We start from the raw sequence: 14,233 nt of genomic DNA, 5'->3' as shown, positions 1-14,233 counted from the left end.
ACTATGAATGATTTAATATCCATCATCATGCCCAGTTTTAATTCAGCTAAAACAATTAGAGAGTCTATTGATTCAATTGTTAATCAGTCGCATTCAAATTGGGAGCTTTTGATTACCGATGATTGTTCAAAAGACAATACAGCATCTATTGTTCAAGAATACGCTGCAGTTGATTTGAGAATCAAAATTTTTACCAACATAACAAATTCAGGTGCTGCGGTTAGTAGAAATAACTCAATCGATAGAGCCAGTGGTGATTATATTGCTTTTCTTGATAGCGATGACTTGTGGCATAAAGACAAATTGAAAGAGCAGCTTTCATTTATGAAAGATAATGATATAGATTTTTCTTTTACGGCATATGAAATAATTGATGAGAATGGCGCTGGATTTGGAAGGATAGTAGATCTCCAGGGCGATAATTGCTCTTTTGATTACTTTGACATGTTGCGTAAAAAAGCTACTCTAGGTTGTTCAACTGTTATGTTACGGAAATCAGCTTTTAGCGATTGTAAAATGCCATTGATAAGGACTGGGCAAGATTATGCCTTATGGCTTAAATTGCTTAAGCAAGGTAAAAAAGCATATTTATTAAATAAAGTTCTTACGAAGTATAGAGTTTTACCCAATTCTATTTCTCGGAATAAATTTAAGAAATGTAAGAGGCAATGGCAAATATATAGGGAGTTTGAAAAATTGAATATGTATCATTCCTCCGTTTCATTTGTTCATTACGCTTGGCGTGCGATTTTTAGGCGATAACAGAACGTTATGCAAAATCTCATTGAAAGAAAATCTTATAGAGCATGTTCAACTACTCTTTACCTTTGAAACTGAGTTAACATAGTGAACACATTCAAGCCGCGCATAAGTCGCGGTGACCACACCTGACAGGAGTATGTAATGTCCAAGCAACAGATCGGCGTTGTCGGTATGGCAGTGATGGGGCGCAACCTGGCGCTCAACATCGAAAGCCGTGGTTATACCGTCTCCGTTTTCAACCGCTCCCGTGATAAGACTGAAGAAGTCATCGCTGAGAATCCAGGCAAGAAACTGGTTCCTTTCTATACGGTTAAAGAGTTCGTTGAGTCTCTGGAAACGCCTCGTCGTATCCTGTTAATGGTGAAAGCGGGCGCAGGTACCGATGCTGCTATCGATTCCCTGAAACCGTATCTGGATAAAGGCGACATCATCATTGATGGCGGCAACACCTTCTTCCACGACACCATCCGTCGTAACCGTGAACTGTCTGCTGAAGGCTTTAACTTCATCGGTACCGGTGTCTCCGGTGGTGAAGAGGGCGCCCTGAAAGGCCCATCAATCATGCCTGGCGGCCAGAAAGAAGCCTACGAACTGGTTGCACCTATCCTGACCAAAATCGCAGCGGTTGCCGAAGATGGCGAACCGTGCGTGACCTATATCGGTCCGGACGGTGCGGGCCACTACGTTAAGATGGTTCACAACGGTATCGAATACGGTGATATGCAGCTGATTGCAGAAGCCTACTCCCTGCTCAAAGGCGGTCTGAACCTTTCTAACGAAGAGCTGGCTGAAACCTTCACCGAGTGGAACAAAGGTGAGCTGAACAGCTACCTGATCGACATCACCAAAGATATCTTCACTAAAAAAGATGAAGAGGGTAAATACCTGGTTGATGTGATTCTGGATGAAGCAGCGAACAAGGGTACCGGTAAATGGACCAGCCAGAGCTCTCTGGATCTGGGCGAACCTCTGTCCCTGATCACCGAATCTGTGTTTGCACGTTACATTTCCTCTCTGAAAGAGCAGCGCGTTGCGGCATCTAAAGTGCTCTCTGGTCCGCAGGCTAAGCCAACGGGTGACAAAGCGGAATTCGTTGAGAAAGTTCGTCGTGCTCTGTACCTGGGTAAAATCGTTTCCTACGCGCAGGGCTTCTCACAGCTGCGTGCAGCGTCTGACGAGAACAACTGGGATTTGAACTACGGTGAAATCGCGAAGATCTTCCGTGCGGGCTGCATCATTCGTGCGCAATTCCTGCAGAAAATCACCGATGCCTATGCAGAAAACGCGGGTATCGCGAACCTGCTGCTGGCTCCGTATTTCAAGAAAATTGCGGATGAATATCAGCAGGCGCTGCGTGATGTGGTTGCTTACGCTGTACAGAACGGTATTCCGGTTCCGACCTTCTCCGCTGCCGTGGCGTACTATGACAGCTACCGTGCTGCCGTACTGCCGGCGAACCTGATTCAGGCACAGCGTGACTACTTCGGTGCGCATACCTACAAACGCACTGATAAAGAAGGTGTGTTCCATACCGAATGGCTGGATTAATCTGATTTAACTCCGTCTGATAACAAAGCCTGATGAACCTCATCGGGCTTTTTTTATCGCGCTTACGCCCATGTGGACTTGCTTTGCTCAACGAGCATCGTTTAACACCATATAAACCACTGCATTTTCTCATTTCTGTAGCCAGGCATTCGCCTTGACAGCCGCTCAACATAAGAGGTAAAAACCTCAACAGTTGTTTATTGCGGTGGGGTGTTTATGCCTCCTGAAACTCAAAACTTGAAGAAGTTGAACGAATGAAAATAACTATCTCCGGAACGGGCTATGTTGGGCTTTCAAACGGCATCCTGATTGCACAAAACCATGAAGTGGTTGCGCTGGATATCGTTCAGTCCAAAGTAGATATGCTCAATCAGAAGCAGTCTCCGATTGTCGATAAAGAGATCCAGGACTATCTTGCCAACAAACCTCTGAATTTTCGTGCGACGACGGACAAAGAAGATGCCTATCGTGGTGCAGATTTCGTCATCATTGCGACACCAACAGATTACGATCCCAAAACCAATTACTTCAACACCTCTACTGTTGAAGCCGTGATCAAAGACGTTATCGCAATCAACCCTCAAGCAGTGATGATCATTAAGTCGACCATTCCGGTAGGCTTCACCAAATCGATTAAAGAAGAGTTGGGTATTGATAATGTCTTCTTCTCGCCAGAGTTTCTGCGCGAGGGCAGGGCGCTATACGATAACCTGCACCCCTCGCGTATCGTGATCGGTGAGCGCTCTGAGCGGGCGGAGCGTTTTGCCGCGCTGCTCCAGGAAGGCGCAATCAAGAAAGACATTCCGGTTCTGTTTACCGACTCCACGGAAGCCGAAGCCATCAAGCTGTTCGCCAATACTTATCTGGCGATGCGTGTAGCGTACTTCAACGAGCTGGACAGCTACGCAGAGAGTTTGGGCCTGAATACCCGTCAGATCATAGAAGGCGTGTGCCTCGACCCTCGCATCGGCAACCACTATAACAACCCGTCCTTCGGTTACGGCGGCTACTGCCTGCCAAAAGATACCAAACAGTTGCTGGCCAACTATCAGGCTGTACCGAATAACCTCATTTCAGCCATTGTAGATGCCAACCGCACGCGTAAAGATTTCATCTCTGACTCCATCCTTGCGCGTCAGCCTAAAGTTGTGGGTGTGTATCGTCTGATCATGAAGAGCGGTTCAGATAACTTCCGTGCCTCTTCCATTCAGGGCATCATGAAGCGCATTAAGGCTAAAGGGGTGCAGGTTATTATTTATGAACCCGCGATGCAGGAAGATGAGTTCTTCCACTCCCGCGTGATTCGTGATCTGGATGCATTCAAGCAGGAAGCGGACGTGATCATCTCTAACCGCATGGCGGAAGAGCTGGCGGACGTGGCGGATAAAGTCTATACCCGCGATCTGTTCGGAAGCGATTGATTACTCTTAACGCACGTAAAAAACCCGGCCATGTAGCCGGGTTTTTTATTTTCAGACCTTGTAGAAAGCGCGATACCAGTCGACAAAGTTCTTCACTCCGTCTTTGACCGACGTCTGCGGTTTAAAGCCAATAACGTCATACAACGCTTTCGTATCCGCGCTGGTCTCCAGCACGTCACCCGGTTGAATCGGCATCATGTTTTTCTCTGCTTCTTTGCCGAGAGCTTCTTCCAGCGCCGTGATGTAATCCATAAGCTCGACCGGAGAGCTATTACCAATGTTGTAAACGCGATAAGGCGCGGAGCTGGTCGCCGGGGAACCGGTCTCGACGGTCCAGTCTGCATCGGCCTGAGGAATGACATCCTGCAGACGAATAATGGCTTCGGCGATATCGTCGATGTAAGTGAAGTCGCGCTTCATCTTGCCGTAGTTGTAAACATCAATCGGCTTATCTTCGATCATTGCTTTGGTAAATTTGAACAAGGCCATGTCCGGTCGCCCCCACGGGCCGTACACGGTAAAGAAGCGCAGGCCGGTCGTTGGCAGGTTGTACAAATGAGAATAGGTATGCGACATCAGCTCATTGGCCTTTTTAGTTGCCGCATACAGCGAAACAGGGTGATCCACTGAATCGTCCGTAGAGAAAGGCATCTTACGGTTGAGCCCATAAACGGAGCTGGATGAGGCGTAAAGCAGGTGTTGAACCTTATTATGGCGACAGCCTTCCAGCACGTTGAGATGACCCACCAGGTTGGCTTCTGCATAAGCATGTGGATTATCCAGCGAGTAGCGAACCCCAGCCTGCGCGGCCAGATGGATCACACGGTCAAACTTCTCATCGGCGAAGAGCGCAGACATCCCTTCACGGTCGGCTAAATCAAGTTTATGGAAAGAGAAATTGTCAGATTTGAGCAAGTCCAGACGTGCCAGCTTAAGATTGACGTCATAGTAGTCATTCAGATTATCAATACCGACAACCTGATGGCTTGCGTCCAGCAGTCGCTTGCTGACATGTGAACCGATAAAACCTGCTGCGCCCGTTACCAAAAATTTCATATCTTTCCTCGTTAACGCTTCGTTCTTGTGATGCATAGGGCATCCGAATTTGTCTATGATAGCGCGTAGCACACCCGATACATAACCCATCTTTCCGATATAACTCATCGAATTCCTATAGAAAAATCCTCAGCAACAGATAAACTACGTAAACATAATTTTTTTTGCCCTTTTTCATCTGTTAGGGATTGTATGACGCAAAACAACAATAGCCTGGTCACGCGCAGTACTGACCCGGAGCAAATTGATTTACTTGATTTAGTGCTGCAACTTTGGCGCGGAAAGTGGGTAATTGGGGCATTTATTGCGGTTTTTATCGTATTAGCGGGCGTATACATTACAGTCGCGAAAGAGAAATGGACTTCCTCCGCCATTATTGCTCAGCCAGATGCGGCGCAGATCGCCACTTACGCCAATGCACTGAATATCCTTTACGGTAGCGCTGCACCTTCAATGCTGGATATCCAGAACCGTGCTATTAATCGTTTCAATTCCTCGTTTTCTGCTTTAGCTCAGGCTCTCGAAAACCAGGACATTCCAGAAAAGCTGACTATCGACACCACCGTTAAGGGGCAACCGCTGCCGTTAAGCGTCTCCTATCAGGGGGAGTCTGCAGAAGCGGCTCAAAAACAGCTGGCGCAATACATACAGCAGGTTGATCAGCAAACAGCGAAAGAACTTTCTCTCGACCTCAAAGATAATATCAAGCAGCAAATTACCACGCTAAATGACTCTCTGGAAAACCAGGAAAAGGTTGCTCAGGAGCAGAAAGATCTGCGAATCAAACAGATCACTGAGGCGCTTAAAAATGCGGAAGCTGCAAAAATCGCGACCCCACAGATCCAGCAAACTCAGGATGTGACCCAGGAAACTATGTTCCTGCTGGGTAGTGAAGCGCTGAAATCGATGATTGATAACGAAGCGTCTCGCCCGCTAGTGTTCTCTCCTGCTTACTATCAGACGAAACAAAACTTACTGGATATCGAGAAGTTGAATGTGAATCCAGACACGATTCACGTCTATCGTTACGTCATGAAGCCGGATCTCCCTGTCCGACGTGATAGCCCGAAAAAGGCGATCACCTTAATTCTGGCGGTTCTGCTGGGCGGGATTATTGGTTCTGGTGTGGTACTGGGCCGCAATGCACTGCGTAACTACAAACCCAAATCCTGAACCACATTGGATATAAAAAAACCGGGGAAATTCCCCGGTTTTTTTATTTGTGGCGCTTACGAAGATTCTCGATCACCGCCGTCAAATCCAGCTCCTGATCCTGCAGCAGTACCAGAAGGTGATACATCAAATCCGACGCCTCATTGGTCAGCTCCTCGCGGTCATGCACCGTCGCAGCCAGCGCAGTCTCAACGCCTTCTTCCCCTACCTTTTGCGCAATACGCTTGGTTCCGCTGGCGTACAACTTCGCAGTGTAAGAGCTTTCAGGATCCGCCGTTTTACGCTCTGCCAGCAGCTGTTCCAGTTGATACAGGAACAGCCACTGGTGGCTCGTCTCACCGAAGCAGCTGCTGGTGCCCTTGTGGCAGGTCGGCCCGATCGGATTGGCCAGCACCAGCAGGGTGTCGTTATCGCAGTCTGGCGCCATGCTGGCCACATTCAGGAAATGACCTGAGGTTTCACCTTTGGTCCACAGACGCTGTTTCGTGCGTGAGAAAAACGTCACCTTGCCGCTGTCGATCGTTTTCGCCAGCGCGTCCTGGTTCATATACCCCAGCATCAGCACTTCGCCTGAGACGGCATGCTGTACAACCACCGGCAGTAATCCGTCAGTTTTTTCCCAGTCCAGCTGCGCCTGTTGTTGCTCTGTTAACATACCCTGATCTCCACGCCCTGGTCGGCCAGGTACGTCTTTAACTCACCAATATTAATAATCTGTTTGTGGAACACGGACGCCGCCAGCGCACCGTCTACGTTCGCATCACGGAAAGCTTCCAGGAAGTGCTCCATGGTGCCCGCACCGCCGGAGGCAATCAGCGGCACGTGGCAGACCGCGCGGACTTTTTTCAGCTGCTCGAGGTCATACCCGTTACGCACGCCGTCCTGGTTCATCATGTTCAGCACAATCTCACCCGCGCCGCGCTTCTGCACTTCCTGCACCCAGTCCAGCGTTTCCCATTGGGTGACACGCGTCCGGCTCTCATCACCGGTATACTGGTTGACGTGATATTTACCGGTTGCAGCGTCATACCAGGTGTCGATCCCAACCACAATGCACTGCACGCCAAAGCGATCGGCCAGACGGGTAATCAGCTCCGGGTCGGCCAGGGCAGGGGAGTTGATGGAAATCTTGTCGGCACCAAAAGAGAGAATTTTGGCCGCGTCGTCAGCGGACTTAATCCCGCCCGCGACACAGAACGGAATATCAATCACTTCCGCCACGCGCGCGACCCAGCTTTTGTCGACCACGCGACCATCGCTTGAGGCGGTGATATCGTAAAAGACCAGCTCGTCTGCGCCTTCATCGGCATAACGTTTTGCCAGCGGAACGATGTCGCCAATAATCTCGTGGTTGCGGAACTGCACGCCTTTCACAACCTGACCGTCGCGTACGTCAAGACAAGGGATTATCCGTTTTGCCAGCATTGAATCGCCTCCGTTACAGTAAATTTACCTTCCAGCAGGGCACGGCCTACAATCACACCCTTTACACCGGTACCGCGCAGCGCAGCCACGTCGTCTATATCGCCGATGCCGCCTGAAGACTGGAACGCCACCTGCGGATAACGTGCACAAACCTCTTCATACAGCGAGACATTAGAGCCTGCCAGCGTACCGTCGCGAGAGATATCGGTGCACAGCACGTGCTTCAGGCCAACGGGCAGATACATCTCGACCAGTTCTTCCAGCGTTACCCCGGAGTTTTCCTGCCAGCCGCTGATCGCCACCTGCTTATTACCTTGTTCGTCAATGCGAACGTCCAGCGCCAGCACCAGCGCATCGGCGCCGAAGCGGCGGAACCAGCCTTTCACGGTCTCAGGATCGTTGACCGCGGTTGAGCCTACCACCACGCGCGCCACGCCTGCATCCAGCAGTGCCGCAACATCCTCTTCCGTACGCACGCCGCCGCCGACCTGTACGGGCACATTAACGCCAGCAACCAGGTTTTTCAGCAGCGGGATCTGGCGTTTCGCCGGATCTTTCGCGCCCGTCAAATCCACCAGATGCAATACCTGCGCGCCCTGAGCCGCATAATCCTGCAGACGCGGCAGCGGGTCGTTCCCGTAGTCACGCTGCTGGCCGTAATCGCCCTGATGCAGACGGACAACCGTGCCGTCAATTAAATCTAAAGCGGGAATGATCATCACATCTCCAGGAAGTTTTTCAGCAACTGCGCGCCCGCGGCGCCCGAACGTTCCGGGTGAAACTGCACGCCGAAGAAATTGTCTTTCTGCACCGCGGCAGTAAATGCCTCGCCGTAGTTGCACTGGGCGATGGTATGGGCGTTCACCGGCATGGCGTAGCTGTGCACGAAGTAAAAATACGCACCGTCTTCGATGCCGCGAAACAGACGGTCACCTGCTTTCGCGTAAACGCGGTTCCACCCCATATGCGGTAGCGGCAGGCCGTGGTCGGTCATTTTCGGTACGTCTTCGTCAATAATACCCAGCAGGTCAACGCCGTTGCTCTCTTCGCTGCGGCGACCCAGAAGCTGCATGCCTAAGCAAATCCCCAGTACCGGTTGGGTACAGGCTTTAATCAAATCGACCAGCTCGCGCTCGTGGATCTGATCCATCGCCGCCTGGGCGGTGCCTACGCCGGGCAGGAAAAGCTTGTCGGCGCGCAATACCACGTCCGGATCACGGCTCACCACCGGCTCGTAGCCGTGGCGCGCAATGGCCGATTTGACGGAGTTCAGATTGGCGCATCCGGTATCCAGAATCACCACGTTCATCACAGCACTCCTTTCGACGAGGGAAGGGCGTCACCTTCCACGCGGATCGCCTGACGCAGTGTACGGCCAAAGGCTTTAAACAGACTTTCCACGCGGTGGTGATCGTTTTTGCCTTTCGTTTTCAGATGCAACGTCAGGCCCATGGTGTAGGACAAGGAACGGAAGAAATGCTCCACCATTTCGGTGCTGAGATCGCCCACGCGCTGGTAGGTGAAGTCGGCTTTGTATTCCAGGTGCGGACGACCGGAGATGTCCATCGCGCAGCGCGCCAGACATTCGTCCATCGGCAGAACAAAACCAAAACGGTTGATGCCGCGTTTGTCTCCGAGCGCTAGCTTCAGGGCTTCACCCAGCGCCAGACCGGTATCTTCTACGGTGTGGTGATCGTCAATGTAAAGGTCACCCTTCACCGAGATTTCCATGCGGAAACCGCCGTGGGTGGCAATCTGGTCCAGCATATGGTCAAAGAAACCGACACCGGTGTGGATCTTGCTGCCGCCTTCACGGTCCAGCCAGACCTTCACATCAATCTGTGTCTCTTTGGTGTTGCGTTCAACGTGCGAGTAGCGGTCACGTTTTGTCAGCTGTTCGCCAATCTTTGCCCAGCCAAGATTGTTGCGGTCGTAGCGAAGCCCCGCAATGCCCATATTTTCCGCCAGCGTAATATCAGTGATGCGATCCCCGATGACATAGCTGTTGGTTTTATCCAGCATATCCTCAGCCAGATAGCGCTCAACCAGCTTCACTTTTGGCTTACGGCAGTCGCACTCATCGGCTGGCATGTGCGGGCAAATCAGTACCTCATCGAACGCTACGCCCTGAGAGGTCAACACCTGCATCATTAAATTATGGGGGCCGTCAAAGTCTGCCTGCGGGAAGCTGTCGGTACCCAGACCGTCCTGGTTGGTAATCATCACCAGCTTATAACCGGCTTTTTGCAGCGTAAGCAGCACCGGTATCACGTCCGGTTCAAAAGCCAGTTTGTCGAAACGATCGACCTGAAAATCGGCTGGTGGCTCTGAAATAAGGGTGCCGTCACGATCGATGAAAAGGATCTTCTGGGTCATACTTTCTCCGCTTTCAGGGCGTCAATCACGCGCTGGCTCTCTGCGCGGGTGCCTACGGTAATGCGCAGGCAGCCGCTCAGGGAAGGTTGTTTATTCTGGTCTCGTAAGATAATGCCCTGATCCCACAAAGATTTAAATACGGCACTCGAGGCGGTAAAACGCACCAGGATGTAATTGGTTTCCGAGTCAAACACCTGCTCCACGCACGCAATATCCTTCAGGGCGGTGACCAGGTACTGGCGTTCTTCCAGGATCTGCGCCACGCGTTCGCGCATCGCATTAATGCCCTGAGGCGTCAACGCCTGTGCCGCAATATCCGCAACCGGCGTGGAGAGTGGATACGGGGCGATGACTTTCAAAAGCAGGTCGATGACTGCTTTATTCGCCAGGGTGAATCCGCAGCGCAAGCCCGCGAGGGCGAAAGCCTTCGACAGTGTGCGCAGCACAACAAGATGCGGATACTCCTCAAGCCAGCCTGTCAGCGTCGCCTGTGGGCAGAACTCAATATAGGCTTCGTCCGCGACCACCAGCGCTTTACCGCGCGTCATTTCCAGCAGGGTACGAATATCCTGTGGCGTGATAATCTGCCCGGTTGGATTGTTCGGGCTGCAGACAAACACGACTTTTACGCCGTCAAGATTGTCGGCAATCCCCTGCAGATCCAGCTGCCAGTTCTCCAGCGCCTGCACGTTGCGGCACGCCACGCCGAAGGTTTCGGCGCTGACGCTGTACATGCCGTAGGTCGGCTGGCAGTACATTACTGCGTCTTTTCCCGGCTCGCAGAACGCGCGGATCAGCAGTTCAATGCCTTCGTCTGCCCCACGGCTGACCAGCACCTGCTCCGGCTTCACGCCTGCGTACTGGGCGTAGTTTTCGATTACCGCTTTCGGCTGACACTCCGGATAACGGTTCAACGTTTGCTGCGACAGCTCAAACTGCACCGCCGTCGGGAATTCGTTGGCGTTCAGCCAGACATCGCCTTTGCCACCCAGGCGGCGCGCGGACTGATAAGGCGTCAGGCGACGGACATTTTCGCGGGCTAATTCTTCAATGTTCATGCTTGCTCCTTCAGCGCAGCAACGCGCAGCGTAACGGCATTTTTATGGGCAGTCAGACGTTCGGCGGCGGCCAGCGTCTCAATAGTTGAAGCCAGCGAGGCAAACCCTTCTCGGGAAAGTTCCTGCACGGTCATCCGTTTCTGGAAATCCGCCAGGCCCAGGCTGGAACAGGTTGAGGTATAGCCATACGTCGGCAGAACGTGGTTGGTACCAGAAGCGTAGTCGCCCGCGGATTCCGGTGACCAGTCGCCGAGGAACACCGAGCCAGCGCTGGTAATGCTGTCGACCAGATCGCGGGCGTTGCGGGTCTGAATAATCAGATGCTCCGGGCCGTACTGGTTGGAAATAGCAATGCACTGCTCCAGGTCACGCGCCACAATCAGGCGGCTGGCGGATAACGCCTGGCGTGCCGTGTCGGCACGGGGCAGGTCGGCAAGCTGACGCTCAACGGCCTCACCCACACGTTTAGCCATATCGGCGTCCGGTGTCAGCAAAATGACCTGGGAGTCCGGGCCGTGTTCAGCCTGTGAAAGCAGGTCGGACGCCACGAAATCCGGCGTTGCGCCGCTGTCGGCAATCACCAGTACCTCAGAAGGGCCGGCTGGCATATCAATTGCCGCACCGTCCAGACGCTGGCTGACCTGGCGCTTGGCTTCGGTTACATACGCGTTGCCCGGTCCAAAGATTTTGTCGACCTTCGGAATGGATTCAGTCCCGAACGCCAGGGCCGAAATGGCTTGGGCACCACCCACTTTATAGACTGCCTGTACGCCGCACAGCTTTGCCGCATAAAGGATCTCATCGGCAATCGGTGGCGGAGAGCACAGCACCACTTTCTGGCATCCGGCGATACGCGCCGGGGTTGCGAGCATTAATACGGTTGAAAACAGCGGCGCTGAACCGCCAGGGATATAAAGCCCGACTGACGCCACCGGGCGAGTCACCTGCTGACAACGCACGCCGGGCAGGGTTTCCACGTCCACGGTCGGCAGTTTCTGCGCAACGTGAAAGGTCTCAATGTTTTTCACCGCGACGGCCATCGCCTGTTTGATGTCGTCACCGAGGCGGCTTTCCGCCTCCGCGATTTCCTGCCCGGTGACCTGTAGCGCGTCAACTTCGGTTTTATCAAACTTTGCACTGTATTCACGCAGCGCGTCATCGCCACGCGTTTTGACGCTATCAAGGATCTCCGCCACGGTGCGGGAGATGCTTTCGGAGGCGGAAATCGCCGGGCGCATCAGCAGCTCGTGCTGCTGTGCGTCGCTACAGGTATTCCAGTCGATGATTGTGTTAAAACGCATGGCCGTTACTCCATCATCTTCTCAATTGGCAGCACCAGAATGGAGCTTGCGCCCAGCGCCTTCAGTTTTTCCATGGTTTCCCAGAAGAGGGTTTCGCTACTGACCATGTGCATTGCCACGCGCTGCTGATCGCCCGCCAGCGGCAGAATGGTTGGACGTTCTGCGCCCGGCAGCAGGGCAATCACTTCATCCAGACGCTCGGTCGGCGCATGCATCATGATGTATTTGGATTCACGTGCCTGAATCACGCCCTGAATACGGGTCAGCAGTTTGTCGATGAGCTGCTGCTTGGCATCGGCCATATCGCCATCACGCTGGATCAGACACGCTTTGGAGCGGTAAATCACTTCGACCTCGCGCAGGCCGTTCGCTTCCAGCGTCGCGCCGGTAGAGACGAGGTCACAGATAGCGTCCGCCAGACCCGCACGCGGTGCCACTTCAACCGAGCCGTTCAGCAGGCAGGATTTAAACTGCACGCCTTTCTGATCCAGATAACGCTTTAACAGGTGAGGGTAGGAGGTGGCGATACGTTTGCCATTCAGCGCGGCCGGACCGTCCCAGGGTTCATCAACCGGCGTTGCCAGCGACAGGCGGCAGCCGCCAAAATCCAGACGACGCAGGGTGAAGTAACGCGGGTCTTCGCCCTGCGCACGGCGGGTCAGCAATTCTTCTTCCAGCACGTTTTCACCGATAATCCCGAGATCAACGACGCCATCCATGACCAGGCCTGGAATATCGTCATCACGCACGCGCAGAATGTCGATCGGCATGTTTTCAGCCAGAGCAATCAGGCGCTGGGTGTGCAGGTTGATTTTAATCCCGCAGCGGGCCAGCAGTTCGCGTGAATCATCACTCAAACGACCTGATTTTTGAATAGCTATGCGTAAGCGTGAGTTATCTAACATTCTTTATTCCTCGTTAACCTGTTTTAACCTGTCTGAATTTGGTCCAAAAAAAAGCCCCCGGAAGAAGATCTTCCGGGGGCTTTATCATGCGTTCATGCACCACTGGAAGATCCAAACGTCTTCCAGCACACATCGCCTGAAAGACTAGTCAGGATGATGGTGATGATGGTGGTGTTTAAATTGAACGCGTGTCATATAAATTCTCGATGAATGCTTATTCATTTGATGTCTTTTAACCTAAACCAGTTGTGTGACAGATTGCAAGGGCTTTTTTTGATCATTAATTCATTTCATATTGATGCTATGAATTGTGTGTTCTGCCAGGCTGGCGTAGCCTTATGAAAGACGAGTGAGAGTCAGGAGAATTCGCATGAAAAAGGTCGCGATTGTCGGTTTGGGCTGGCTGGGAATGCCGCTGGCGATGTCATTAGCCGCGAAAGGCTGGCAGGTGACCGGGAGCAAAACGACGAGGGATGGGGTCGAAGCGGCACGCATGTGCGGTATTGATGGCGTTGAACTGCGTCTGGAACCGGAGCTGGTGTGTGATGCGGACGATCTGGACACGCTGATGAACGTCGATGCGCTGGTGATTACACTACCCGCGCGGCGCAGCGGCCCGGGTGAATCATTCTATCTGCAGGCAATGCAGGAGATTGTCGACAGTGCCCTTGCGCACCATGTTCCGCGTATCATTTTTACCAGTTCGACGTCGGTCTATGGCGATGCTCCGGGCGTAATGAAAGAAGGAACTGAGCGCCGTCCGGTGACCGCGAGTGGCAAGGTCCTTAAAGAGCTGGAAGACTGGCTGCATAATTTGCCCGGCACGCAGGTGGATATCGTCCGTCTGGCGGGGCTGGTCGGCCCCGGGCGGCATCCGGGACGCTTTTTTGCCGGGAAATTGGCGCCGGACGGGCAGCATGTCGTCAATCTTGTTCATCTTGAGGATGTTATTGGCGCGATTGAGCTACTCTTAAAAGCTCCAAAAGGTGGACACATCTATAATATATGTGCACCTTCTCATCCTGCGCGCAGCACGTTTTACCCGCTGATGGCGCGTCAGCTTGGCCTGGCTCCGCCGGTTTTTGCTGAGGCAAAGGACGAAAGCAAAGGCAAAATTGTTGATGGCAATCGCATTTGTCATGAGCTGGGGTTTGAGTATCAATATCCCGATCCGCTGGTGATGCCTATGGAATAAGTCCCGCAGCGGA

General features: G+C 52.6%; 15 protein-coding genes and 1 other annotated feature. Of the genes, 5 read left to right on the top strand and 10 right to left on the bottom strand.

Annotated features, from left to right (window positions below; all coding sequences use genetic code 11):
• Positions 1-3 precede the first annotated feature (3 nt).
• The 3 genes from ABFI50_RS01510 to ugd all read left to right on the top strand — a co-directional run bounded on the left by ABFI50_RS01510 (position 4) and on the right by ugd (position 3,731).
• On the top strand, positions 4-762 hold the full coding sequence (locus tag ABFI50_RS01510; protein WP_282374560.1) for a glycosyltransferase family 2 protein: 759 nt from the start codon (positions 4-6) through the stop codon (positions 760-762).
• Positions 763-903: 141 nt separating this feature from the next.
• Positions 904-2,310 carry an NADP-dependent phosphogluconate dehydrogenase gene (gene gndA, locus ABFI50_RS01505; RefSeq protein WP_282374561.1) on the top strand — a complete coding sequence of 469 codons (1,407 nt, stop codon included), beginning with the start codon at positions 904-906 and terminating at the stop codon, positions 2,308-2,310.
• A 254-nt stretch (positions 2,311-2,564) separates the two neighbouring features.
• Entirely contained in the window at positions 2,565-3,731 is a 1,167-nt protein-coding gene (gene ugd, locus ABFI50_RS01500) for a UDP-glucose 6-dehydrogenase (protein ID WP_014884475.1), read from the top strand.
• Between the two features lie 51 nt (positions 3,732-3,782).
• Here the strand turns inward: ugd and ABFI50_RS01495 are convergent, their stop codons facing one another.
• Positions 3,783-4,787, bottom strand: a complete 1,005-nt coding sequence (locus ABFI50_RS01495) for an NAD-dependent epimerase (RefSeq protein WP_282374562.1) — start codon at positions 4,785-4,787, stop codon at positions 3,783-3,785.
• A 192-nt stretch (positions 4,788-4,979) separates the two neighbouring features.
• Here ABFI50_RS01495 and wzzB point away from each other — a divergent pair, with 192 nt between their 5' ends.
• Positions 4,980-5,960: an LPS O-antigen chain length determinant protein WzzB gene (gene wzzB, locus ABFI50_RS01490; RefSeq protein ID WP_023337515.1), complete on the top strand. Its 981-nt coding sequence runs from the start codon at positions 4,980-4,982 to the stop codon at positions 5,958-5,960.
• Between the two features lie 43 nt (positions 5,961-6,003).
• On the opposite strand, the gene hisIE is transcribed toward wzzB, so the two are convergent.
• From hisIE to hisL, 9 genes are all read right to left on the bottom strand, one after another.
• Positions 6,004-6,615 carry a bifunctional phosphoribosyl-AMP cyclohydrolase/phosphoribosyl-ATP diphosphatase HisIE gene (hisIE, locus tag ABFI50_RS01485; protein WP_347485192.1) on the bottom strand — a complete coding sequence of 204 codons (612 nt, stop codon included), beginning with the start codon at positions 6,613-6,615 and terminating at the stop codon, positions 6,004-6,006.
• Complete coding sequence (hisF, locus tag ABFI50_RS01480) at positions 6,609-7,385, bottom strand: imidazole glycerol phosphate synthase subunit HisF (protein ID WP_023330862.1); 777 nt, start codon at positions 7,383-7,385, stop codon at positions 6,609-6,611. The genes hisIE and hisF overlap by 7 nt, the downstream gene beginning before the upstream one ends.
• Entirely contained in the window at positions 7,367-8,104 is a 738-nt protein-coding gene (gene hisA, locus ABFI50_RS01475) for a 1-(5-phosphoribosyl)-5-[(5-phosphoribosylamino)methylideneamino]imidazole-4-carboxamide isomerase (RefSeq protein WP_023330861.1), read from the bottom strand. The genes hisF and hisA overlap by 19 nt, the downstream gene beginning before the upstream one ends.
• Positions 8,104-8,694 carry an imidazole glycerol phosphate synthase subunit HisH gene (gene hisH / locus ABFI50_RS01470; RefSeq protein WP_014884470.1) on the bottom strand — a complete coding sequence of 197 codons (591 nt, stop codon included), beginning with the start codon at positions 8,692-8,694 and terminating at the stop codon, positions 8,104-8,106. Before hisH ends, hisA begins: the two co-directional genes overlap by 1 nt.
• Positions 8,694-9,761: a bifunctional histidinol-phosphatase/imidazoleglycerol-phosphate dehydratase HisB gene (hisB, locus tag ABFI50_RS01465; protein ID WP_347485191.1), complete on the bottom strand. Its 1,068-nt coding sequence runs from the start codon at positions 9,759-9,761 to the stop codon at positions 8,694-8,696. Before hisB ends, hisH begins: the two co-directional genes overlap by 1 nt.
• Positions 9,758-10,819: a histidinol-phosphate transaminase gene (gene hisC, locus ABFI50_RS01460; RefSeq protein ID WP_014884468.1), complete on the bottom strand. Its 1,062-nt coding sequence runs from the start codon at positions 10,817-10,819 to the stop codon at positions 9,758-9,760. Before hisC ends, hisB begins: the two co-directional genes overlap by 4 nt.
• The gene (gene hisD, locus ABFI50_RS01455) at positions 10,816-12,120 is read right to left on the bottom strand and encodes a histidinol dehydrogenase (RefSeq protein ID WP_347485189.1); all 1,305 of its coding nucleotides are present in this window, start codon (positions 12,118-12,120) and stop codon (positions 10,816-10,818) included. The genes hisC and hisD overlap by 4 nt, the downstream gene beginning before the upstream one ends.
• Positions 12,121-12,125: 5 nt before the next feature.
• Positions 12,126-13,025: an ATP phosphoribosyltransferase gene (gene hisG / locus ABFI50_RS01450; RefSeq protein WP_023330857.1), complete on the bottom strand. Its 900-nt coding sequence runs from the start codon at positions 13,023-13,025 to the stop codon at positions 12,126-12,128.
• 45 nt (positions 13,026-13,070) lie between these two features.
• Positions 13,071-13,194 (bottom strand) — a sequence feature (His leader region).
• Positions 13,170-13,220 (bottom strand): his operon leader peptide, encoded by a 51-nt coding sequence (hisL, locus tag ABFI50_RS01445; RefSeq protein WP_001364200.1) that lies wholly within the window; start codon positions 13,218-13,220, stop codon positions 13,170-13,172. It overlaps the preceding feature by 25 nt.
• A gap of 175 nt (positions 13,221-13,395) precedes the next feature.
• Here hisL and ABFI50_RS01440 point away from each other — a divergent pair, with 175 nt between their 5' ends.
• Positions 13,396-14,220 carry an SDR family oxidoreductase gene (locus ABFI50_RS01440; protein ID WP_196347365.1) on the top strand — a complete coding sequence of 275 codons (825 nt, stop codon included), beginning with the start codon at positions 13,396-13,398 and terminating at the stop codon, positions 14,218-14,220.
• The last annotated feature ends 13 nt before the right edge of the window (positions 14,221-14,233 follow it).

The organism is Enterobacter sp. HNDS-6 (assembly GCF_039850505.1).
GTDB classification, from domain to species: domain Bacteria; phylum Pseudomonadota; class Gammaproteobacteria; order Enterobacterales; family Enterobacteriaceae; genus Enterobacter; species Enterobacter kobei.
This window is presented reverse-complemented; position numbering and strand designations above follow the sequence as displayed.